Origin of the sequence: Pandoraea sp. B-6, from assembly GCF_000282835.1 — a bacterium.
Classification (GTDB): Bacteria; Pseudomonadota; Gammaproteobacteria; order Burkholderiales; family Burkholderiaceae; genus Pandoraea; species Pandoraea cepalis.
Genome location: NZ_KB290501.1, coordinates 53,737 through 75,576, shown reverse-complemented (window position 1 = coordinate 75,576; position 21,840 = coordinate 53,737). Strand labels below are relative to the sequence as shown.

At 62.8% G+C, this 21,840-nt stretch carries 18 protein-coding genes, 3 tRNA genes and 2 pseudogenes; 9 read left to right on the top strand and 14 right to left on the bottom strand.

All coding sequences use genetic code 11. From position 1 onward, the window contains the following. The first annotated feature begins 55 nt into the window (after positions 1-55). Positions 56-1,261 carry an MFS transporter gene (locus tag A985_RS0106200; protein ID WP_017232532.1) on the top strand — a complete coding sequence of 402 codons (1,206 nt, stop codon included), beginning with the start codon at positions 56-58 and terminating at the stop codon, positions 1,259-1,261. Between the two features lie 90 nt (positions 1,262-1,351). Further along, a pseudogene (locus A985_RS0106195) lies at positions 1,352-1,708 on the top strand (LysR substrate-binding domain-containing protein); the annotation flags it as partial. Positions 1,709-1,804: 96 nt separating this feature from the next. Here the strand turns inward: A985_RS0106195 and A985_RS0106190 are convergent. After that, entirely contained in the window at positions 1,805-2,770 is a 966-nt protein-coding gene (locus A985_RS0106190) for a GlxA family transcriptional regulator (RefSeq protein WP_026131697.1), read from the bottom strand. A gap of 273 nt (positions 2,771-3,043) precedes the next feature. Between A985_RS0106190 and A985_RS0106185 the strand changes: the two genes are divergently transcribed. Genes A985_RS0106185 through A985_RS0106170 form a run of 4 tightly spaced genes read left to right on the top strand, consistent with a single transcriptional unit; the run spans position 3,044 to position 6,195 of the window. After that, positions 3,044-3,703, top strand: coding sequence for an HD domain-containing protein (locus A985_RS0106185; RefSeq protein WP_017232528.1), 660 nt, complete (start codon positions 3,044-3,046; stop codon positions 3,701-3,703). 38 nt (positions 3,704-3,741) lie between these two features. Then, on the top strand, positions 3,742-4,437 hold the full coding sequence (locus tag A985_RS0106180) for an alpha/beta fold hydrolase (protein ID WP_017232527.1): 696 nt from the start codon (positions 3,742-3,744) through the stop codon (positions 4,435-4,437). A 52-nt stretch (positions 4,438-4,489) separates the two neighbouring features. Further along, complete coding sequence (locus A985_RS0106175) at positions 4,490-5,392, top strand: alpha/beta fold hydrolase (RefSeq protein ID WP_017232526.1); 903 nt, start codon at positions 4,490-4,492, stop codon at positions 5,390-5,392. A gap of 41 nt (positions 5,393-5,433) precedes the next feature. After that, entirely contained in the window at positions 5,434-6,195 is a 762-nt protein-coding gene (locus A985_RS0106170; protein ID WP_017232525.1) for an MBL fold metallo-hydrolase, read from the top strand. Between the two features lie 268 nt (positions 6,196-6,463). Here A985_RS0106170 and A985_RS0106165 read toward each other — a convergent pair. The 4 genes from A985_RS0106165 to pgsA form a co-directional block, all read right to left on the bottom strand. After that, positions 6,464-6,537 (bottom strand) — tRNA-Cys (locus A985_RS0106165). A 113-nt stretch (positions 6,538-6,650) separates the two neighbouring features. Then, positions 6,651-6,726, bottom strand: a tRNA-Gly gene (locus tag A985_RS0106160). A 49-nt stretch (positions 6,727-6,775) separates the two neighbouring features. Further along, a tRNA-Gly gene (locus A985_RS0106155) sits at positions 6,776-6,851 on the bottom strand. A 177-nt stretch (positions 6,852-7,028) separates the two neighbouring features. Next, positions 7,029-7,622 carry a CDP-diacylglycerol--glycerol-3-phosphate 3-phosphatidyltransferase gene (pgsA, locus tag A985_RS0106150; RefSeq protein WP_026131696.1) on the bottom strand — a complete coding sequence of 198 codons (594 nt, stop codon included), beginning with the start codon at positions 7,620-7,622 and terminating at the stop codon, positions 7,029-7,031. A gap of 176 nt (positions 7,623-7,798) precedes the next feature. Here pgsA and kch point away from each other — a divergent pair, with 176 nt between their 5' ends. Further along, complete coding sequence (kch, locus tag A985_RS0106145) at positions 7,799-9,025, top strand: voltage-gated potassium channel protein (protein ID WP_198288662.1); 1,227 nt, start codon at positions 7,799-7,801, stop codon at positions 9,023-9,025. Between the two features lie 13 nt (positions 9,026-9,038). Here kch and uvrC read toward each other — a convergent pair whose 3' ends face one another. Then, positions 9,039-11,276 carry an excinuclease ABC subunit UvrC gene (gene uvrC, locus A985_RS0106140; protein WP_157211368.1) on the bottom strand — a complete coding sequence of 746 codons (2,238 nt, stop codon included), beginning with the start codon at positions 11,274-11,276 and terminating at the stop codon, positions 9,039-9,041. 145 nt (positions 11,277-11,421) lie between these two features. On the opposite strand from uvrC, the gene earP reads away from it, so the two are divergent. Together earP and efp are read left to right on the top strand one after the other, a co-directional pair. Further along, positions 11,422-12,663, top strand: coding sequence for an elongation factor P maturation arginine rhamnosyltransferase EarP (gene earP, locus A985_RS0106135; RefSeq protein WP_017232521.1), 1,242 nt, complete (start codon positions 11,422-11,424; stop codon positions 12,661-12,663). Between the two features lie 139 nt (positions 12,664-12,802). Further along, positions 12,803-13,360 (top strand): elongation factor P, encoded by a 558-nt coding sequence (gene efp, locus A985_RS0106130; RefSeq protein ID WP_017232520.1) that lies wholly within the window; start codon positions 12,803-12,805, stop codon positions 13,358-13,360. A 123-nt stretch (positions 13,361-13,483) separates the two neighbouring features. On the opposite strand, the gene nagZ is transcribed toward efp, so the two are convergent. The 8 genes and pseudogenes from nagZ to lepA all read right to left on the bottom strand — a co-directional run bounded on the left by nagZ (position 13,484) and on the right by lepA (position 21,751). Beyond that, positions 13,484-14,518: a beta-N-acetylhexosaminidase gene (nagZ, locus tag A985_RS0106125; RefSeq protein ID WP_017232519.1), complete on the bottom strand. Its 1,035-nt coding sequence runs from the start codon at positions 14,516-14,518 to the stop codon at positions 13,484-13,486. After that, a complete protein-coding gene (acpS, locus tag A985_RS24450) occupies positions 14,515-15,033 on the bottom strand; it encodes a holo-ACP synthase (RefSeq protein WP_017232518.1) in 519 nt (172 codons plus the stop codon). The genes nagZ and acpS overlap by 4 nt, the downstream gene beginning before the upstream one ends. Before the next feature lie 39 nt (positions 15,034-15,072). Further along, on the bottom strand, positions 15,073-15,834 hold the full coding sequence (gene pdxJ / locus A985_RS0106115; RefSeq protein WP_017232517.1) for a pyridoxine 5'-phosphate synthase: 762 nt from the start codon (positions 15,832-15,834) through the stop codon (positions 15,073-15,075). Continuing rightward, a complete protein-coding gene (gene recO, locus A985_RS24445; RefSeq protein WP_017232516.1) occupies positions 15,831-16,844 on the bottom strand; it encodes a DNA repair protein RecO in 1,014 nt (337 codons plus the stop codon). The genes pdxJ and recO overlap by 4 nt, the downstream gene beginning before the upstream one ends. Beyond that, the gene (gene era, locus A985_RS0106105; protein ID WP_017232515.1) at positions 16,831-17,724 is read right to left on the bottom strand and encodes a GTPase Era; all 894 of its coding nucleotides are present in this window, start codon (positions 17,722-17,724) and stop codon (positions 16,831-16,833) included. The genes recO and era overlap by 14 nt, the downstream gene beginning before the upstream one ends. Before the next feature lie 59 nt (positions 17,725-17,783). After that, positions 17,784-18,734 (bottom strand): annotated as a pseudogene (rnc, locus tag A985_RS24440) (ribonuclease III); the annotation flags it as partial. 278 nt (positions 18,735-19,012) lie between these two features. Beyond that, the gene (gene lepB / locus A985_RS0106095; RefSeq protein WP_017232513.1) at positions 19,013-19,927 is read right to left on the bottom strand and encodes a signal peptidase I; all 915 of its coding nucleotides are present in this window, start codon (positions 19,925-19,927) and stop codon (positions 19,013-19,015) included. An 18-nt stretch (positions 19,928-19,945) separates the two neighbouring features. Continuing rightward, on the bottom strand, positions 19,946-21,751 hold the full coding sequence (gene lepA / locus A985_RS0106090) for a translation elongation factor 4 (RefSeq protein ID WP_017232512.1): 1,806 nt from the start codon (positions 21,749-21,751) through the stop codon (positions 19,946-19,948). Between the last annotated feature and the right edge of the window lie 89 nt (positions 21,752-21,840).

The following is a 21,840-nucleotide window of genomic DNA, read 5'->3' as shown; positions in this document are numbered from 1 at the left end:
TGTGGAAGGCAGGTCCAGCCCCCCACTCGATTCCGCCGCCCCTCGGAAATGTTCGATGTCAGCCAACCCGCGAACGAAGGTACTGCAACAGATCCCACGAAGCGTGTGGATACTCGGTTTCGTCAGTCTGTTCATGGACATTTCATCCGAGATCATCCACAGCCTCCTGCCGATGTTTCTGATGGCAAGTCTCGGCGCGAGCGCGACGACGATCGGCCTGATCGAAGGGATCGCCGAAGCCACGGCCCCAATCGTGAAAGTGTTTTCCGGAACGCTCAGCGATTATTTGCGTAATCGCAAGTGGCTTGCGGTCTTGGGATACGGTCTCGGTGCGATCAGCAAACCGTTGTTCGCCATCGCGCCCACGATCGGGGTTGTCGTGACCGCGCGCGTGCTCGATCGTGTTGGCAAGGGCGTACGCGGTGCCCCACGCGACGCGCTGGTGGCCGACGTTACGCCACCCCACCTGCGCGGCGCGGCGTTCGGCTTGCGACAGGCACTGGACACGGTGGGCGCGTTCCTGGGACCGTTGCTGGCGGTTCTCATCATGCTCGCAGGATCGGACAACTTTCGGCTGGCCTTCTGGCTGGCCATGATCCCCGGCGTGATCGCCGTGGCGCTGCTCACGCTGGGCATTGAAGAACCCGCTCACGACCGCGGGGCCAAGCGGGTCAACCCGATTCGCTGGGAGAACGCAAAACGCCTCGGACGCGGCTATTGGTGGGTCGTCGGCGTGGGGGGCGTATTTGCGCTGGCGCGATTCAGCGAAGCATTCCTGGTGCTGCGGGCCATGGACAGCGGCGTGCCTGTCGCATGGGTGCCGCTGGTGATGGTGGCAATGAACGCCGTCTATGCGCTGTCGGCCTATCCCTTCGGAAAGCTCGCCGACCAGATGAGCCACACCCGATTGCTCATCGCGGGCCTTGTGATGTTGTTCGCGTCCGACATCGTGCTCGCGCACGGCAACCATTGGACGGTACTGCTCGTCGGTGTCGCCCTTTGGGGATTGCATATGGGCATGACCCAGGGGCTGCTGGCCACGATGGTCGCCCAGACGGCGCCGGCCCAATTGCGGGGGACGGCCTTTGGTGTTTTCAACCTGGTGAGCGGCATCGTCACGCTCGGGTCGAGCGTCATTGCCGGCATGCTGTGGGATCGGGTCGGCGCCATGGCGACGTTTTACGCAGGCGCCATTTTTTGCGTGCTGACGGTGCTGCTGCTGTTGTCACGACGCGTCATCGCACGTCGCTCCATCGGTTGACGCAATGGCGGGGGGGGCAAAGCGACGTTGCTGGCCGATGCTGGTCGGTCCGCACCGCCCGCCCGTCGCTTGCGCCCCCCCACGTGAGTTCATGCGACGCGCATCCTGGCCGAGATCCGAGAGATGGAGGATGCGGTATCGTCGAGCCGGTCAGTGCCGCGAGGCCTGTTGCGCGTCAACGCGCCCATGGGGTTCGGGCGCACCGTGATTGCGCCGCTCCTTTCCGAATTCGCCAAGCGGCACCCCCACGTGGAAGTGCAATTGGACGTGACGGATCGGCCGGTGGATCTCGTGGAGAGCGGGCGACTGCGCGCGGTACTCCCCGAACACGTTCCGCCGGATGTCGATTTGTTCGTCTACTACCCGAACAAACTGAATCAGTCGGCACGCGCACGCGCGTTCATTGATTTTCCCGTTGAACGCTTTGGTCACCACGCGCTCAGGTAGTCGCGCGCCTCGGCGCGGCGGCATGAGTGTTGCGCGAAACTGCCGGCGAGTGAGCCGTTCAACAACGAAGGGCCAACTTCACCGAGGCAAATTCTTCTACACGGTTTTGAAGCTTCCTCGATATTGCTGAGGCGTGACGTTGAGTCGCCGCTGAAACGCGCTGCGCATATGGTCGGGACTGGTAAAACCACAGTCGAAAGCGATGGTCTTGAGGGCCGCCTCGGTGGACTCCAGAAGTTTGCGAGCTTGATCCAGGCGAACCCCTTCCACGAATTCATGCGGGGTTACGCTCAGTTCACTCACGAAGAGCCGCGCAATACTACGCGGGCTTACACCGCCGATATCAGCGAGCCGCTCAACCGGGAACGCCTCGCGGATATGTTCCATTACGTAGGTTTGCACCCTGCCCAGCGGAGTTTCCGGGTCACGGGCCGAGATCAACAGGGGGCTGAACTGAGATTGGCCTCCCTGGCGCTGCGCGATAACAACGAGCGCCTTGGCGCATGCGAGAGAAAGCGCAGGTCCGTGATCTTCACCCACCAGAGAGAGGCTGAGGTCAATGCCGGCCGTCACGCCGGCGGAGGTCACCAAGCGATCGTCACGAGAATAGATCCGGTCATGCTCCACCCGCGCTGCAGGGAACTGCGTTGCGAGCTGCTCCGAACAAATCCAATGCGTCGTGACGGTTCGGTCATCGAGCAGTCCGGCATGGCCTAGCGCAAAAGCGCCCGTGCAAATCGAGCCATATCGCTGGGCCGCGACACCCCATCGCCTCAGCCATGCCGACAAGGCATCGTCGGGTGGACTTGCGGGAAGGTGCGGGCCGCCTGCCACCAGCACCGTGTCAAAAGCGCGGTCTGCCTGATCGAAGCTCAGATCAGCCATCATCCACATTCCGTTGGAACTGCGCAGGCGCTGTGTGTTGCTTGCCACCAGAACGCATTGGTAATGGTCCTGCTCCGGCAAGAAGCCATTGGCTGCCGTGAAGACATCAAGTGGGCCGGCTACGTCAAGCGCTTGAACGCCGTCGAAAATGACGATTGCAACTTCTCGCTTTGCCATCAGTACCCGTGCCCCCGCGCCAAGATTGATCCGTTTTTCGGACTCCCATTCGCCCGAAACGCCGCTGGCAGTTTATCACTCACGCTTGGCGGTTTTTCGCGGATCAATGCGATTGCTGCCACACCGGATTGTCGCGATGATGACTAGGTCGGCTGCGAGGTCCTAGTCGGGCGCCAGCCAAACCACGCATTCGATCCACGGCAATGGCCGTCAGCACCGTCGCTGGCGCATTCATCCGATACCCGCCAAGTTCGCTACCTACGGAGAACCATCTTGACCCACCATCATCATGCAACGCCGGCCATCAATGGCATTGCCATTCCCGACAGCGCCTTGGCCCGGGCGATCACCGAATTTGTGCGCGATACCGAGACCGAGCTGCTGTTCAACCATTCGAGCCGGGTCTATTTCTTCGGCGCCCTCGCCGGGCAGCAACGCGGACTGACCTTCAATCCGGAGCTGCTTTACGCGGCGACGATGTTCCACGATGTCGGTCTGATGCCGTCGCACAGCAGCGCCGACCTGCGCTTCGAAGTGGATGGGGCGAACGCCGCCCGCGACTTCCTGCAAAGCTACAAGCTCGACCCCGCCGACATTGAAAAGGTGTGGACCGGCATTGCGCTGCACACCACGCCGGGCGTACCCGAATTCATGCATCCGGTGATCGCCCTTACCACCGCAGGCGTTGAGATGGACGTGCTCGGCCTGACCTATGACCGCTATCCCGAGGACATCCGTGAGGCCGTGGTCGCCGCCTTTCCACGCACCCCCGCCTTCAAGGAAGACATCATCCAGGCCTTCTACGACGGCATCAAGCATAAGCCCGACACCACATTCGGCAACGTCAAGGCAGATGTGATCGCCGACAAGGCGCCGCATTTCCATCGCGGGAATTTCTGCTCCGTCATCCGCTGCTCACACTGGCACGGCTAAGCCTCTTCCCCCAAACCATATATTCAAGGAGAAATACGATGACTGTCTCTGTATCCAACTCGATCTCTAACGTAATCCTCGTTCACGGCGCCTGGGCTGATGGCTCCAGCTGGGCCAAGATCATCCCTCTGCTGGCCGCCAAGGGCATGGCCGTGACTGCCGTCCAGCTTCCGCTCACCAGTTTCGAGGCCGATGTCGCGGCGGTTGGCCGTGCCATCGCGCTGGCGCAGGGCGATGTGGTTCTGGTGGGTCACAGCTATGCGGGCGCGGTGATCGGGCAGGCAGGCAACGATCCCAAGGTCAAACGGCTCGTGTACATCGACGCCTTTGCGCCGGATGCGGGCGAATCAGCCGGCTCGCTCTTCGCCCAGTTCGAAGCCGCCCCGCTCAACGACGAAATCAGGCCCGACGCGCAAGGGTTCCTGTCGCTCACCGCCAAAGGCGTCGCCACCCTGTTCGCACAGGACCTCGCCCCCGCCGAGCAGACAGTCGTCCATGCCACGCAAGGCCCGATCAACGGCGCGGCGCTCGGCGGCACGCTGACACAGGCCGCATGGCGCAGTCGTCCCACCTTCTACCTGATTGGCGAAGACGATCAGGCCATCCTGCGCGTGGATCAGGAACGCATGGCCGCGCGCATGAATGCAACGGTCAAGCGTGTTGCTTCCAGCCATGTGCCGATGTTGTCGCATCCCGTTGTCGTCGCTGACTTCATCCTTCAGGCCGCCGCCTGAGATCACCACAGCCGCAATATCCTCACTGCCAGCCTGTTTCAGGAGCCGTTTCATGAACACCCTTTCGGACACCGTCCAACTACATGTCGAGGATCTCGGGATAACCGCTCCGGTGCTCGTGTTCCTGCATTACTGGGGCGGGTCGTCGCGCACGTGGCGGCATGTCACCCAGCGCCTCAGGCCCGCTTTTCGCACCATCGCGCTCGATCAGCGCGGCTGGGGCCAGTCGGACAAACCATCCAGTGGTTATACGCTCGCGACGCTGGCCGACGATGCCCAACGGCTGATCGAAAGCCTCGGCCTCGACCATTACCTCTTGGTCGGGCATTCGATGGGTGGCAAAGTCGCGCAACTGCTGGCATCGCGCCACCCGGCAGGATTGGCGGGACTGGTGCTGGTGGCACCATCGCCGCCATCGCCGATGCGCGTGCCGCTTGCCGTCAGGCAAGACATGGTCAGCGCCTACGATAGCCGGGAAAGCATCCTGGCCACCGTCCGGCAGGTGCTGGCAGCCAGTCCGCTTCAGCCGGACGATCTGGAAACCGTCGTGCAGGACAGCCTGCGCGGAGCGCCCGCAGCCAAAGTGGCGTGGCCGCTGGCCGCCAGCCAGGAAGACATCAGCGCGCAAGCCGCACTGATTCGCGTTCCCACACTCGTCATTTCAGGCGAAAAAGATCAGGTCGATCCCCCTGCTGTGCTGCGGCAGGAGTTGATGACGCGCATACCGCACGCCACTTTGCATATTTTGTCGGGCATCGGCCATCTCTCGCCCCTGGAAGCACCGGGCGACCTGTCAGACCTGATCCGGGACTTTGCCACGCCGTTAGCAGCTGCAACGCCCGCACTGATCGAGCCTGCGGAAGCGCCTCCTGCCGAGCGCAACATGATCGCGGGCACCACGCAACGCTTCGCACCGCATCGCAGCGATGACGAAGACTTCGCCACGACACCATAGACCGCATGCCACCGTCTACTTGCCTATCCAAGGATTACGTCATGTTTCAGACCCAGATCATTACCATTCCGATCTTGCCTTTCGGTATGGTCAACGCCCATCTCATCCGCAGCGAGGCCGGTTGTGTACTCATTGACACCGGCATTCCCGGATCGGAGCTCAAGATCGGCAAGGTGCTCGCCGAACACGGCCTGACGTTTCGCGACATCAAGTTGATCGTTGTCACGCATGCGCATACCGATCACGCCGGCAGCGCGGCACGTGTGCGCGCATTGTCGGGCGCGCCCATTCTGGCGCATCAGAATGACGCGGATTTTTACAGCCGCAAGGAGCCGATGACCTATTGCACGACGAGTTGGGTCGGCAAGCTGTTTCTCAAGACGCCAGTTCCGCATGAACCATACGACGGCTTTGTCCCGGACATCATGATGAGCAACGGCCACACGGTGAACCTGCTCGACTTCGGGGTTGATGGCATCGTGCGGCATACGGGCGGCCATACGCCCGGCTCGATTGCCGTGGAGTTGTCGTCCCAGGACATGATGGTTGGCGACCTGATCGCCTCAGGCATCCTTATCGGTGGCGTGATTCGAAAGGGGCGAGCCATTCGACCGCCGTTTGAAGATGACCCCGCCACGGTGTCGCGTGAACTGATTCGGATGGTGCAGAGCGGCGGCAAGCGGTTCCACATGGGTCACGGTGGGCCTTTGGAGGTTCGCGAGGTGCTGCGCCATGCCCAAGCGCTTGCGAAGCTGGCGGGCAATCCGTGCGTGTCTGGCCAATGCAAACACGTGCATCACTAGCCCGTTCCAGCATCGGCAATGCGTGCTCGTCAAAAATGCGCTCACGCAAAACAGTTTCGGGACGGTCATGTCTTTCATCGATTTCCGATGCCTGGGATCGTTCTCAGAATATTAATGCGGCAATTCTCAACGGACCATGATGCTGACATGGGTGAGCCGCGCAACGCTATGAACGAGCGGCACTTGACAGCGCACCAGCATCTGCATGGACGCGCCGTATCAACGGCGGAAAAAGAAAAAGCCCTGACAAGTCAGGGCTTTTGAATTTTGGAGGCGGGAGTCGGAATCGAACCGGCGTACACGGCTTTGCAGGCCGCTGCATGACCACTCTGCCATCCCGCCATTGGGATATGCCGCATTGTAACCGCTCGGTGTTGCCATCGAGGGCGCCCTTCGGATCGATCGCCGCGGGCTTTTCGGCAAATAAAAAGGGAAGCCAGGCTTCCCTCTGGATTTGGAGCGGGAGACGAGTCTCGAACTCGCGACCTCAACCTTGGCAAGGTTGCGCTCTACCAACTGAGCTACTCCCGCATGACACCGAACACCAAGGATTGCTTCACTCAATGTCCAGTGTGAAAACTGGAGCGGGAGACGAGTCTCGAACTCGCGACCTCAACCTTGGCACGGTTGCGCTCTACCAACTGAGCTACTCCCGCATTGTCATGCGTACTACCAATCCAACCGTTTCTTAAAACTTCGCTGCTGGGCTAGCGCCGTAGCAGCGAGAAGGAGATTATGTCTAAACCGTGATTCAGTGTCAAGCATCCGCACCGAAAATTTGTGAAGATTATTCTCTCCGACCGCGCAAATCCCGCGTCTTCAGGGACTTGCACTCACATCTTGCCCGCGCCCCGCTCTCGAATCTGCGGCCACGCGCGGCGCAGATAATACATCATCGACCACAACGTGAGAATCGCCGCCACGTAGATCAACCATGTCCCCCAGAACCGTGAGTCGAAGTGCCACGCCCCCCAGACGACCGTGCCGTTGAACAGCAACAGCGGAATCGCCACCATCTGCGCCGCCGTCTTGACCTTGCCCAACTGATGCACCGCCACGCTGCGCGACGCGCCAATCTGCGCCATCCACTCACGCAACGCCGAAATCGTGATCTCGCGGCCAATGATGATCAACGCCACCAACGCATTGATCCGCCCCATCTGCAACAGCATCAGCAGCGCCGCCGCGACCATCAGCTTGTCCGCCACCGGGTCCAGGAACGCGCCGAACGCCGACGTCTGGTTCCAGCGCCGTGCGAGAAAGCCATCGAACCAGTCGGTCAGCGCCGCCAGCACAAACACGCCGCAGGCCACCCAATTCATCTCGACCGGCGACAACCAGGTCGGCGGCACGTAATAGACGCCGACCACCAGCGGGATCAGCACGATCCGGAGCCAGGTCAGTAATATCGGGACGTTAAAGGGCATGGCAGCATGAGTTCGGCAAACGGCGGTCGACACACGGCGCCCTCGGCAGCCGTACCAGACCCGCATTGTGCCGTGTCTGCCCCGTAGCGACAAGGCCGAGGCGCCGCGCAGCGGTTGACATGTGCGTCGGTGTGCCCCTATCTTGCTTGCAACCCTCCGCCAATAGCGCCGATCTCGTGAAACCGCCCTGGCCCTTGCCCACATTACGACGACCGCTGCTGTCACCCCACATCCTCATCGCGGCACTGGTCGGGATCGACGGCCTGCTGCTCGTCGCCTCCGTGCTGCTGCGCGTGCCCGGTTCACTGCTCATCGATCTCTTCGTGCGCGGCGACCTCTCGGCGCTCGCGCGCATCGAAGCCAGCCACCTGCCGCGGTTGCTCTTCGGCTTGAACGCCATCGAGCGCATCGACTTCTCGCATCTGCCCCGTGCGCTCTCCGGCCTGTCGCTCATCGCGCTCGCCTGCGGACTCGTCATCCGCGCGCGCACCGCCTGGGCCTTCACGCTCGTCATGCTCGTGCTGGCCGCCGCCATCAATTTCCACCTGAACCTTCGCTTCGACCTGACGTTCGCGCTCTCGCTCGCCTGCGTTGCGCTTTTGCTCTGGTACTGGCGGGAATTCGACCGCGCCAGCTTCGCGGCGGCCACGCTCTACACGCTCGTCGCCGTGTTCGCGCTGCTCGTCTACGCGACGTTCGGCACCATGTATCTCGGCCACGAGTTCGCGCCGCCCGTCACCGACCTGGCCACGGCGTTCTACTTCGCCATCGTCACGATGACGACCGTCGGCTACGGCGACATCGTGCCGCACAGCGTCGACGCACGCCTGTTCACCGCCTCGGTCATCGTCTTCGGGATCAGTGTCTTCGCAACGTCGCTGACCGTCGTCATCGGCCCGCTCGTCGGCGGCAACCTAAAGAAAATTCTCTCGGGGAGGTTCACTCACGTGATACGAAAGAACCACTTCATCGTGGCCGGCGTATCGCCGCTCGCGATCAACGTGCACCACGAACTCACCAAGCGCGGCTGGTCGGTCACGGTCATCATCGCGAGCGGGAGCGATAACCCGTATCCCGAGGAGGCGGATGTCATGCACGGCGATGCCAGCGACAACACCGTGCTCACCCACGCCGGCATCGAACACGCCAAGGCCGTGCTCGCCCTGCGGGCCGACGACTCGGAGAACGCCTTCATCGTGCTCGCCGCGAAAGAGATCGCGCCAACGGTGCGCACCATCGCGTCCGTCAACGACAGCAAGCACCTGAGCAAACTCAAACGTGTTCAGCCCGACATGATTTTTGCGCCGCCCGTCGTCGGCGGCGAGCTGCTCGCCCGCACGCTGTCCGGCGAGACCGTCGACAACGAGACCGTCATGCGCCTGCTGTTCCACGGCGATACGTGACGCGCTGCGCGCGTCAGTGCAGTTGGCGATAGATCTGCTCGGCGAGCGTTGTCGAAATGCCGTCGACACTGGCCAGTTCGTCCACGCTGGCCGACGCCACCCCTTGCAACCCGCCGAACCGCATCAGCAGGCGCTGACGGCGCTTCGCTCCGATGCCCTCGATCTCCTCAAGCCGTGACGTCTGACGCGCCTTCGCGCGCTTGGCCCGCATGCCCGTGATCGCAAACCGGTGCGCCTCGTCACGAATCTGCGCGATCAGCATCAGCACGGCACTCTCGCGCCCCAATTCCAGCGGCGCGCGTCCATCGGCAAAGATCAGCGTCTCAAGCCCCACTTTGCGGCCCTCGCCCTTCGCCACGCCGACCAATCGACCGATGTCGATCCCCAGTTCGACGAACACCTGGCGCGCCACCTCGACCTGCCCCTTGCCACCGTCGATCAGCACGAGCTGCGGCAAATTCGCTTCCCCGTCAGACGCTTCGGGCGCGGCCGTTGCGGCGCCTGCATCGGCAGACTCGCCGGCCGGCAGCGCCGCCCCGTCGTCCGGCAGCACGCGCGTCTCGGCTTCGGCGCGCGCCACGTCGGCGGCCACGGAGGACGGATCGGCCGCATCGGTCACGTGAGCGGCCGCCTCCATCAAACGACCATAGCGGCGCGTGAGCACCTGGCGCATTGCCGCATAGTCGTCGCCCGGCGTAATGCCCGCGATGTTGTAGCGCCGGTATTCGCTCGTCTGCATCTTGTGATGATGGAACACCACGCACGACGCCTGCGTCGCCTCGCCTTGCGTGTGGCTGATGTCGAAGCACTCCACCCGCAACCGCGCCGGATCGTCGATGTCGAGTCCGATCGTTTGCACCAACGCGTGCGTGCGCGCCTGCTGACTCCCCTGCTCCGTCAACAATCGCGTGAGCGCGAGCTGCGCGCCCTGCAGCGCCATGTCGAGCCAGGCACGCCGTTGCCCCTGCGGCTGACGCACCATCGCAATGCGCCTGCCCGCTTGCTCGGACAACGCGGCGAGCAACTCGTCGCTCGGCAACGCATGGCTCACGACCAGTACCGGCGGCACCGACTGGCCCAGGTAGTGCTGCGCGACGAAGGCCTCGAGCAAACGCGATTCGAGCGATGCCAACGGGGTATCCGACGGCATGTCGTTGGCGATCTCGCGCGCCTGTGTGGCGGCATCGTCCGCGTTGGCCTCGGACGTGTCCGGCGCGAGCGCCTCGTCCGGCTCGAATTCGTCGGCAATCCCGCCTTCGACACCGCGCTCCACGTGCGCCGGAAAATACGCCTTGTCGCCAAGATGGCGCCCACCCCGCACCATCGCGAGGTTCACACACGCGCGCCCGCCCGCATAGGCGACGGCGAGGATATCGGCATCGACATCCCCCGCCGTCTCGACGGACTGCTGTTGCAGCACGCCCGAGAGCGCCTGCATCTGATTACGCACCACGGCGGCCTGCTCGAACTGGAGCGCCTGAGCGTACGTCATCATCTTCGCTTCGAGCGCACTGAGCACTTCGCTCTGACGCCCCGAGAGAAACGCCGCCGCGTTATTCACATCGCGTGCGTAATCTTCATCCTGAATGGCGCCCACGCAAGGCGCGCTGCACCGCGCGATCTGATGCAGCAGGCACGGCCGCGTGCGATTCGTGAAGACGGAGTCCTCGCAGGTACGCAGTTGGAATACTTTCTGCAGGATCTGAATGCTCTCGCGCACGGCCCAAGCGCTGGGAAATGGTCCGAAATACTGTCCACGGCGATCCACCGAGCCGCGATAGTAGGCCATGCGCGGATACTTGTGCTGCGTGAGCTTGAGAAACGGATACGACTTGTCGTCGCGAAACAGGATGTTGTAACGCGGATGCAACGCCTTGATCAGATTGTTCTCAAGCAGCAGCGCTTCGGTCTCCGAGCGCGTGACAGTCGTCTCGAGCTTCGCGATGCGCGCAACCATGAGCGCAATGCGTGGGGAAAGCTGCGTCTTGTTGAAGTAGCTCGACACGCGCTTCTTCAGATTGCGAGCCTTGCCGACGTACAGCACGCTGCCCGCTGCGTCGTAGTAGCGATAGACGCCAGGCAGGTTCGGCAACTGGGCAAGCACCGTGCGGGCGTCGAACGCCGCGCTGTCGGGCAACGCCTCGGCGGGGGGCTGAGCGGCATCCGCCGTCGTGGCGACCGCGGGGGCCGTGGCGGATTTGGCTTTGCGGGACTTGCGCGGCGGCGTGACGTCGTGGGCGTCTTCAGTCATGAACTCAGGCATCGGAGCGTCCCCGGGGGCGAAACCGTGCGATCGCGGCGGCACGCAAATTGTGTGCGACGGCATCGTCACGCGTCGCCAGCAGGCGCAGGGACTAGAATCCGAAGTTTAGACCAATCCGGGTTGCCGCCTCTCAATGTCCCTGCCCACTACGTTCTCGCCCGCCGCAACCACCCTGCCTCCGGTGCCGCGCTGCGATCTGTTCTGCACCGTCGTCGACAATTTCGGCGACATCGGCGTGTGCTGGCGGCTCGCGCGACAACTCGTGCGCGAACATGGCTGGTCGGTGCGGCTATGGGTCGACGACCTCGCGAGCTTCCGTCACCTGCGTCCCGACATCGATCCCTCCCTGGCCCGACAACGCTGCGACGGCGTGGACGTACGCCGATGGGATGCCGACTTCGGCCCGATCACTGACGACAATGCGCCGGGCGATGTCGTCATCGAAGCGTTTGCCTGCCAGATTCCCGACGCCTGCGTTCAGGCGATGCATGTGCGCAAACAGGCGGGACACGCGCCGGTGTGGATCAACCTCGAGTACCTGAGCGCCGAAGACTGGGTCGAGGGATGTCATCTGCAAAAGTCGATACACCCGCAACTGGGGCTCGTCAAAACGTTCTTCTTCCCGGGCTTCACGGAACGCACGGGTGGGCTCGCGCGCGAACGGGAGCTGTTCTCGCGCAGAGACGCCTTCCTTGCATCGCCGGCGCTTCGCGACGCCTGGTGGCAGCGCACGCTCGGACTCCCGGGCGCACCGAGGGACACGCTGGTGGTATCGCTCTTCACGTATGAGAACGCCGCGCTTCCGGGGTTGCTTGCGCAATGGGCCGCCAGCGAGACGCCCATCGTCTGCCTGGTCCCGCCAGGTCGGATCGCACCGTCGGTCGGCGCGTGGTTTGGCCGCGAGGTACTGGCGCCACGCGACTGTGCAACGCAAGGAGCACTGACGGCGTATGGACTGCCATTCGTTGCGCAATCCGAGTTCGACGCGCTGCTGTGGGCGTGCGATCTCAATTTTGTGCGTGGAGAAGATTCGTTCGTGCGCGCGCAATGGGCGGCGAAGCCGCTCGTCTGGCATATCTATCCGCAGGACGACAACGCGCACCACGTGAAACTCGACGCGTTTCTCGACCGCTATCTGAGCGATCCGAGCGCCGACTCGCCGGCAACCGGCGCCTTGGGACACGATGCACGCGAGGCGCTGCGCACTTTCTGGCATCTCTGGAACGGCTACGCCAGCCCCCCGCCCGACTGGCCGGCACTGGCCGCCGTCCTGCCCGAACTGAATCGCCATGCGCGGGCGTGGGCAGGCAGGCAGGCGGCCCTCCCCGACCTCGCGCGACAGTTGGCAAGCTTCGCCGAAAATCAGGTAAAATAGCTGGTTTTTCAACGCTTTGCTGCTGAACCTGCTGCACCGGACCGTTTCCAGGCGGGCGCGGGAATCAAGCGGCGAGTGGGCGTATGGAAGCGCTCAACAAGCGGCAAATCGCTTATTTCGTCACAGGATCTCGTTTTTTATGAAAACCGCTCAAGAACTCCGCGTCGGTAACGTCGTCATGATCGACGGTGAGCCCAATGTCGTGCTGAAGACCGAATACGTCAAGTCGGGCCGCAACTCCAGCGTCGTCAAGATGAAGTACAAGAAGTTGATGGGCGAAGGCCGTGGCGAATTCGCCTACAAGGCCGACGACAAGTTCGACGTCGTTGTGCTCGACAAGAAGGAAGTGACCTACTCGTACTTCGCCGACCCGATGTACGTGTTCATGGACGCCGACTACAACCAGTACGAAGTCGAAGCCGAAAACATGGGCGACGCGATCAAGTACCTCGAAGACGGCATGAAGTGCGAAGTCGTTTTCTACAATGAAAAGGCCATCTCGGTCGACCTGCCGACCTCGCTCGTGCGCGTTGTGGAATACACCGAACCGGCCGTCAAGGGCGATACGTCGTCGGGCCGCGTGCTGAAGAACGCCAAGATCAACGATCTGCTGGAAATCCAGGTGCCGCTGTTCGTCAACACCGGCGACAAGATCGAAATCGATACGCGTACCGACGAGTACCGCAGCCGCGTCTAAACGATTGCGACGCCGCCCGCGCCGTCTACGGACGACGCGGCGCGATCCGCGACCGTCAGGCAACAAAAAAAGCGCTCTTCCCGTCAGGGTTGAGCGCTTTTTTGCTTGGCGGGCGTGTCTCGCTTACGCGCCGAACGTCTCCACGATCAGACGCTTCGCCGCCTGATATTCCGGCTGCGCGAGCATCTTTTCCCAGCCGTGCACCTTGCCGCGGCCCTGCAGATGCTTGATGCGGCGCTGAGACGCGGTATCGGGCACCGACTTCATCTCATGCAGCAATCGGTCCGCCTTTTCCGGACTGTTGCAGATGAGGACCATGTCGCAGCCGGCCGCCATGGCGGCATGCGCCGCCGTCACGACATCGCCAGCGGCGCTCGCCCCTTGCATCGACAGGTCGTCGCTGAAAATCACACCGTCGAACGCATACTTGCCGCGCAGGATTTCCTTGAGCCACTTGGCCGAGAATCCGGCGGGGTTCGAATCGACCTGCGGATAAATCACGTGCGCCGGCATGACCGCCGCCAGCGACATGCCGAGCCAGTCATACGGTTGCGCATCGACGCTGAGGATCTCGTCGAGCGAGCGCTCGTCAACCGGAATTTCGTGGTGCGAGTCGGCCGCCACGAAACCATGCCCCGGGAAGTGCTTGCCGCAGTTCGCCATCCCGGCGAGAAGCAGGCCGTGATTGAGGCTCTTGGCCAGCATGGCCACCACGCGCGGGTCGGCGTCAAACGCACGATCGCCGATGACCGCCGACGTTCCGTAGTCCAGGTCCAGCACGGGGGTGAAGCTCAGGTCGATATCGCACGCGCGCAATTCGGCCGCCAGCACATAGCCGACGGCCGTCGCCACGCGCGTCGCCTTGAACACGTCGTCGTGCCAGAGCTTGCCCAGCTTGCCCATGGCCGGCAGGTGCGTGAAGCCGTCGGTACGAAAGCGCTGCACGCGCCCGCCCTCATGATCGACAGCGATCACGATGTCGTCGCGCAGGTCGCGAATCTGCTTCGTGAGCGCGCACAGTTGCGCGCGATCGTCAAAGTTGCGGGCGAACAGGATCACCCCCCCGGTCAACGGATGGTCGATGCGACGGACGTCGTCTTCGCTGAGGGTCAGCCCGACGACGTCCAGCATCACCGGGCCCGGCCTGCGCTTCGTCATTGCGTTTTCTCCGATGCAATATTGCGAATGTTGCCTACGTTACGTGATGCGATCGCAAAGGCGACCGCATACTCTTTCTCGTCCGTGATCGAAATCTCGATCGACAGTTGCCGCTCGGCCAGCCACTGCACCAACTCCCCCGACGCCACCACGACCGGCTTGCCCGACGGCGCATTGAGCGTTTGCACGGCACGCCACGTCATCGGCCACCGCATACCCAGCCCGATGGCCTTCGACACGGCCTCTTTCGCCGCGAAGCGCGTGCACAGATACGCGAGTCCGCGCACGGCGGACCGGCTCTGACGCGCGTGATAAACCTTGAGTTCCTCGGGCCCCAGCACGCGCTCGGCGAACCGCCCATGGGTGCGCGTCATGACGCCGACAACACGGCTGATCTGGAGGATGTCCGTGCCTACGCCGTAAATCGCCGTGCCCCCGGACTCAGGGCCAGCGGCACGCTCGCCTGGTGGCGGCACGTCGGGGGACGAAGGCGACGGCATCGTCGGATCGCTCATGGGCAGCGCCTGATGGTGGGGGGGGAAAGGCGTCGTGACTCAGCCGCGCGCCGCGATGCGGCTGGCGACCATGATGGCCTTCATCTCGCGCACGGCGTTCTCCCAGCCCACGAAAAGGGCGTGGGCGACGATCGCGTGTCCGATGTTCAGTTCGGAAATGCCCTCGATCGCGGCGATCGGCTGCACATTTTCATAATGCAAGCCATGTCCGGCGTTGACGCGCAGGCCCAACGACAGACCGAGCGCGACGGCGCGTTCGATGCGGGCGAACTCGGCCTCGCGCGTGGCCTCGTCGTGCGCCTCCGCGTAGCGGCCGGTGTGCAGCTCGACCACCGGCGCGCCCATGCGCGCCGCCGCGCGGATCGGCGCTTCGTCCGGATCGATGAACAGCGACACACGGCTGCCCACTTCGCCGAGTTGCTGCGTCGCGGCAGCCACACGGTCGTACTGACCGACGACGTCCAGCCCGCCTTCGGTCGTCAGTTCCTGACGACGCTCCGGCACCAGACAAACGTCGTGCGGCTTGGTGCGGCATGCGATCGCCAGCATCTCGTCCGTCACGGCACACTCGAGGTTCATCCGCGTGAGCAACTTGTCGCGCAGATTCGCCACATCGTCGTCGCGAATATGACGACGGTCTTCACGCAGGTGCAGCGTGATGACATCGGCGCCCGCCGCTTCAGCCAGCAATGCCGCCCTGACCGGGTCGGGATAGGCCGTGCCGCGCGCGTTGCGCACCGTGGCGACGTGATCGATGTTCACCCCGAGGTCGATGGGGTTGCCGTGGAAGAAGAGGCTCATAGTTTTTGCAGGTCGAGCAGGATCTGCCGCGTGTTGAGCGGAACGCCGCCCAAGTGGTGGTTGAGAAGAAAGCGCATGAGCAGCTTGCTTTGCTGCACGGTCTGCGCCCGGGAATAATCGTCTTGCTCCATGTCGAGCAACGTCTGCCCGATGACGACCGGCCAGTCCGACGGTTCATCGCCGCCCGCCGGGCGTACCCCCCGGTCTGGATGAAACACGTAGCGGCGCTCGGGCGCGACCTTGCCGCGCGTCTGCGTGCAGCGGTCGAACGCCACGGCGTAACCGGTCTCACGCAGCAGCACGCGCTCGAATGCCCGCAGGATGATACCCGCCGGCTCACCATGCGCGAGATGATGCAGCGTGGTCAGATAGTGCTGGAAGAGCTTGTCGTGCGGATCGTCGCGCGCGCAGAACTTCACCAGCAATTCGTTCAGGTAGAAGCCGCTGAGCAGCGCATCGCCTTCAAGCGGACGCAATCCGCCAACCCACTCAGCCTTGGTCAGCGTACGCAGCTCTGCCTTGCCAAGCCAGGCGAGCGAGAGCGGCTGAAACGTCTGGAGTACGCCACGCAGCGCCGAGTGCGGACGTTTGGCCCCCTTCGCCACGAGCGCGACGCGGCCGTGGTCGCGCGTGAGCACGTCGATGATCAGGCTGGTTTCGCGGTAGGGATAGCTGTGCAGCACAAAGCCGGGCTGCTCGGTCACGCGGCTTTGCTCGCGCTCGGCCGCCCGGGCGGGCGATGGCGCACGGCGCACGCGTTTCGCTTCGCGCTTGACGGTATCGGCGGTGGCTTCGGCGTGCTGGAATGCGTCCGACGCATCGTCGTCGACACTCCGCGCGCGCGCACTGCGCGCCTGGCGAGCCGGCCGCGCTCCGATTGCCCCGGCGTGCGAGGTACGAGGGACCGACGTCAGCGGCGCACCGGCAGCCGAGGCGCTGCTTTCCGCCAACGTCACATCGTCCGGCGGTGCAATCTCGTCACGTAAGGTGTCCGGTTCACTCGTAGCCATACGCCCGCAGGCCGGCCTCGTTGTCGGCCCAGCCACCCTTCACCTTGATCCAGACTTCCAGGTACACGGGCCCGTCGAAGAGCTTCGCCATATCGAGACGGGCATCGGTGGAAATCTGTTTGAGCTTCGCCCCCTTGTTGCCGATGATCATCGCCTTGTGGCTGTCGCGATCGACCAGAATCGTTGCGAACACGCGGCGCAGATCCCCTTCCTGCTCGAATTTGTCGATGATCACCGTGCTTGTGTACGGCAGCTCGTCGCCCGTCCAGCGGAACACCTTCTCACGCAGGATCTCGGCCGCCATGAACCGCTCGCTTCGGTCGGTGAGATCGTCTTCGCCATAGATCGGCTCGCCTTCGAGCAGGTACGGACGCAACACCCCAAGCAACCGCTGGGTATCGTCTGGACGCTTCGCGGACAGCGGCACGATCTCGCGGAAGTCGCGCAGGTCGCCCACCCTTTTCAGGAACGGCAGAATTTCCGCTCTGTCGGCAATGCGATCGAACTTGTTGACGATGAGCAGCACCGGGGTGTTGTCGGGCAGCAGCTTGAGCACCTTCTCGTCGTCCGGCCCGAAGTTGCCCGCTTCGATGACGAACATGACGACATCGACGCTGGACAGCGTGGAGGTCACGGCGCGATTGAGCGATCGGTTCAGCGCAGTGGCGTGACGCGTCTGAAACCCCGGCGTGTCGACGAAGATGTACTGCGCATCGTCCGTGGTGCAAATGCCGGTAATGCGATGCCGCGTCGTCTGCGCCTTGCGCGAGGTGATGCTGATCTTCTGACCGACGAGGGCGTTGAGCAGTGTCGATTTGCCGACGTTCGGACGCCCGACGATCGCCACGGTCCCGCAGCGAAAATCCGTCTTATCGTTCATGTTTGGAAACTCTCTTGAAAGGGGGCGGCGCGTTGCGCCCTTCCCCTGAATGGGGCTCAGGCGGCGGCCGGGGGCTGCTTGGCGGCGTCCGACTTCTCAGCCGCAGGTTTTTCGGCAGACTTGTCGGTGGCCTTATCGGCTGCCTTGTCGGCCGTTTTTTCCGCGGGCGCTGTCGCCGTGCGAGCGGCACCGTTGCCAACGGGCGCCGTCATGGCCGGCGCAGCGCGCATCTGCCCGACGCTCTCCGCCATTTTCGCCTCGGATGCCGCAGCCTTCGCCGCCCGCTTCTTTGCGGCCTTGGCGCTCTTTTCGGCCTTCGGCTTGGCAAGTGCCGGCATCTTCTGCACTTCCTCCAGCGCCTTCTTGGCAGCCGCCTGCTCGGCCGCTCGTCGGCTCGCGCCCGATCCGCCGGCCTTGATGTCGAGCTTCGGCACCGTGCACTCCACCTCGAACTGCTGGTTGTGCGCAGCGCCGTGCGTCGCGGTCACCGTGTACTGCGGCAGCGCAATCTTGTGGCCTTGCAGGTATTCCTGGAGCAGCGTCTTGGCGTCCTTGCCGAGCGTTTTCGGATCGACATGTTCAAGCACGGGCGTGTACAACCGCTCGATCACGGCATACGCCGCCTCGAACCCGCCATCGAGATACATTGCCCCGAACAGCGCTTCAAGGGTATCGGCCAGAATCGACGGGCGACGGAAACCACCGCTCTTGAGTTCGCCTTCGCCCAGGCGCAGGAATTCGGAGACGCCCAATGTCTGCGCGATTTCGTACAAGGATTGCTGCTTGACGAGATTGGCGCGCACACGCGAGAGGTCGCCTTCGTCGAGCTTGCCGTAGCGACGGAACAGGATCGCTGCGACCGAACAGTTGAGGATGGAATCGCCAAGAAACTCCAACCGCTCATTATTGGCGGCACTATGGCTACGGTGCGTCAGTGCTTGGCAAAGCAATTCCGCATCGTGGAAGCGGTACTGGAGACGTTCTTCCAGTGGGTTCAGAGATTGAGGCATGGCGCAAGTATAGCGCGACGCTCCCGCCCCGGCGCGCGTCGTCGCCAAGAAACGACGGGCCGGACCGCCTTGCGGCGGGCTTTTCGGACTCGCGAGAGGGGGCGGGATCGGACATTTCCGGGGTGACGATACATCGATCTCCCCCGTGTCCCTTTCCCGTCGCATCATTTAATTCAAAATTGAAAATAATAATGCGGAAATCGGCTTTTTATCGCCAATTTCCGCATTAATCAAACCGTCGCCCGGGGGGGGGATGGCCTCCCCGTCGACCGGCAAGCTTACTGGAAGCCGCCCAAGCGCTTGAGGTTCGAGAAATTCATCCAGATGAAGAAGGCCCGGCCCACGATGTTTTGCTCGGGCACGAAGCCCCAGTAACGGCTGTCCGCGCTATTGTCGCGGTTATCGCCCATCATGAAGTAGTTGCCCTCCGGCACCTTGCAGATCACGCCCTGGCTGTTGTACTGGCAGTTCTGCTTGTTCGGAAAGTCGTCGGCGCCCAGGATGTATGGCGGCACGTTCGGGTCGTTCAGAATGCGGTGCTTCACGCCGCCCACCGTCTCTTCGAACTGCTTGAAGTAGGCGATATGCTCCTCGTCGAAGTAGTCCGGCATGGCGGTCTCCGACACCGGCTGGCCGTTCACCGTGAGCTTCTTGTTCTCGTAGGCCACCACGTCGCCCGGCAGGCCGATCACGCGCTTGATGTAGTCCATCGACTCATCTTTCGGGTAGCGAAACACCATCACATCGCCCCGCTTCGGTTCACCGATCGAGATGATCTTCTTGTTGACCACCGGCAGGCGAATGCCGTAGTCGAACTTGTTCACGAGGATGAAGTCGCCCACGAGCAGCGTCGGAATCATGGAGCCCGACGGAATCTTGAACGGCTCGACCACGAACGAGCGCAGCACGAACACCGCGAGAATCACGGGGAAGAAGCTCGCCGAATACTCGAGCCACCATGGCTGACGCAGCTTGTCGTCGCGCACTTTCGCACGCGCACTTGCGATCACGCCGCTATCCTGTGAGCCGGAGCCCTGGATGCCAGACCCCTGCGTGGCAAGCTGCTGTTGATCGAATTGCGCCAGGGCGTCCTGTGCTGCCCGGCGGCGCGCCGGTTGAAACACCAACTTGTCGGCCAACCAGGCCACCCCGGTCACCAGCACCAGGACAAAAAGAATCAGGGCGAAATTCATGCGGGACCTGTCGCTACGTTATTTGTCTTCGACTTGCAAAATGGCAAGGAACGCTTCCTGAGGAATCTCGACACTCCCCACCTGCTTCATGCGCTTCTTACCTTCCTTCTGTTTCTCAAGCAGCTTCTTCTTGCGCGAGATGTCGCCACCATAGCACTTGGCCAGCACGTTCTTGCGCAAAGCCTTGATGTTCTCACGGGCAATGATGTTTGCGCCGATAGCCGCCTGAATCGCCACATCGTACATCTGGCGCGGAATGATTTCGCGCATCTTCGACGCGACCTGCGCGCCGCGACGGCGGCTCTCCGAACGGTGCACGATGATCGACAGCGCGTCGATCTTGTCGCCGTTGATCAGCATGTCGACCTTGACGACGTCCGACGTGCGGTACTCCTTGAACTCGTAGTCCATCGACGCGTAACCGCGCGACACCGACTTCAGACGATCGAAGAAGTCGAGCACGATCTCGGCCATCGGAATTTCGTAAATGAGGCGCACCTGACGGCCGTGGTATTGCATATCGATCTGCACGCCGCGCTTTTGCTGACACAGGGTCCCCCCCGAGCCGACATACTCCTGCGGCATGTACAGGTTGACCGTGACGATCGGCTCGCGCACTTCTTCAATACGGCCCGGATCCGGCATCTTCGACGGGTTTTCCACCGTGGTCACCGTGCCATCGCGCTCGACCACCTCATAGATCACGGTCGGCGCCGTGGTGATGAGGTCCATGTCGAACTCGCGCTCCAGACGCTCCTGCACGATTTCCATGTGCAGCAGGCCCAGGAAGCCGCAACGGAAACCGAATCCCAGTGCCTGCGAAACTTCAGGTTCGTATTGCAGCGAGGCGTCGTTGAGCTTGAGCTTTTCGAGCGATTCGCGCAGCGCGTCGTACTGGTTCGCCTCGACCGGGTAGAGGCCGGCGAACACCTGCGGCTTGACTTCCTTGAAGCCCGGAAGCGCCTCGGGCGCTGGCTTGGTCGTGGTCGTCAGCGCATGCGTGACGGTATCGCCGACCTTCGCGGCGCCCAGTTCCTTGATGCCCGAGATGATGAAGCCCACCTGGCCGGCCGACAGCGACGGGCGCGGCTGCGACTTCGGCGTGAAGACCCCCACTTGCTCGACCGGGTAGGTCGCGCCCGTGGCCATCAACTGAATTTTTTCCTTCGGCTTGAGCGTGCCGTTGACGATGCGCACCAGCATGACCACGCCCACGTAGTTATCGAACCACGAGTCGATGATCAACGCTTGCAGCGGGGCGGCGGCATCGCCCTTGGGCGGCGGAACCTTGGCGATGAGCGCTTCGAGCACCTCTTCCACGCCGAAGCCGGTCTTCGCGGAGCAGCGCACGGCGTCGGTTGCCTCGATACCGATCACGTCCTCGATCTCCTGGATCGCGTTCTCCGGTTCGGCCGACGGCAGGTCAATCTTGTTGAGCACCGGCACGACTTCCACGCCCAGCTCGATCGCCGTGTAGCAGTTCGCCACGGTCTGCGCTTCCACGCCCTGCGAGGCATCCACCACGAGCAGTGCGCCCTCGCATGCGGAGAGCGAGCGGCTCACCTCGTACGAGAAGTCGACGTGGCCCGGCGTATCGATGAGGTTCAGGTTGTACACCTTGCCGTCACGCGCCTTGTATTCCAGGGCGGCCGTTTGTGCCTTGATGGTGATGCCACGCTCTCGCTCGAGATCCATCGAGTCGAGGACCCGGGATTCCATTTCACGATCGGACAGACCGCCGCTCAACTGGATGATGCGATCGGCCAGGGTCGATTTCCCGTGGTCGATGTGGGCGATGATCGAAAAATTGCGGATATGGTCCATGAGGCGAGGCTAGAGAAGAGTCGGTGCCATCGGATTCGGCTCGGCAGCGACTTTCGAGAGAATCGGCAAACACGATATTTTAGCCGAAA

What these genes read in the sequence shown, in the direction of transcription:
- A985_RS0106180 (WP_017232527.1), top strand. Translation starts at nt 3,742, where the DNA reads ATGACTGTCTCTGTATCCAACTCGATCTCTAACGTAATCCTCGTTCAC.
- lepB (WP_017232513.1), bottom strand. Translation starts at nt 19,927, where the DNA reads ATGAATTTCGCCCTGATTCTTTTTGTCCTGGTGCTGGTGACCGGGGTG.
- A985_RS0106200 (WP_017232532.1), top strand. Translation starts at nt 56, where the DNA reads ATGTCAGCCAACCCGCGAACGAAGGTACTGCAACAGATCCCACGAAGC.
- era (WP_017232515.1), bottom strand. Translation starts at nt 17,724, where the DNA reads ATGAACGATAAGACGGATTTTCGCTGCGGGACCGTGGCGATCGTCGGG.
- pgsA (WP_026131696.1), bottom strand. Translation starts at nt 7,622, where the DNA reads ATGCCCTTTAACGTCCCGATATTACTGACCTGGCTCCGGATCGTGCTG.
- A985_RS0106175 (WP_017232526.1), top strand. Translation starts at nt 4,490, where the DNA reads ATGAACACCCTTTCGGACACCGTCCAACTACATGTCGAGGATCTCGGG.
- nagZ (WP_017232519.1), bottom strand. Translation starts at nt 14,518, where the DNA reads ATGACGAAGCGCAGGCCGGGCCCGGTGATGCTGGACGTCGTCGGGCTG.
- earP (WP_017232521.1), top strand. Translation starts at nt 11,422, where the DNA reads ATGTCCCTGCCCACTACGTTCTCGCCCGCCGCAACCACCCTGCCTCCG.
- A985_RS0106190 (WP_026131697.1), bottom strand. Translation starts at nt 2,770, where the DNA reads ATGGCAAAGCGAGAAGTTGCAATCGTCATTTTCGACGGCGTTCAAGCG.
- efp (WP_017232520.1), top strand. Translation starts at nt 12,803, where the DNA reads ATGAAAACCGCTCAAGAACTCCGCGTCGGTAACGTCGTCATGATCGAC.
- lepA (WP_017232512.1), bottom strand. Translation starts at nt 21,751, where the DNA reads ATGGACCATATCCGCAATTTTTCGATCATCGCCCACATCGACCACGGG.
- A985_RS0106170 (WP_017232525.1), top strand. Translation starts at nt 5,434, where the DNA reads ATGTTTCAGACCCAGATCATTACCATTCCGATCTTGCCTTTCGGTATG.
- acpS (WP_017232518.1), bottom strand. Translation starts at nt 15,033, where the DNA reads ATGAGCGATCCGACGATGCCGTCGCCTTCGTCCCCCGACGTGCCGCCA.
- recO (WP_017232516.1), bottom strand. Translation starts at nt 16,844, where the DNA reads ATGGCTACGAGTGAACCGGACACCTTACGTGACGAGATTGCACCGCCG.
- uvrC (WP_157211368.1), bottom strand. Translation starts at nt 11,276, where the DNA reads ATGACTGAAGACGCCCACGACGTCACGCCGCCGCGCAAGTCCCGCAAA.
- pdxJ (WP_017232517.1), bottom strand. Translation starts at nt 15,834, where the DNA reads ATGAGCCTCTTCTTCCACGGCAACCCCATCGACCTCGGGGTGAACATC.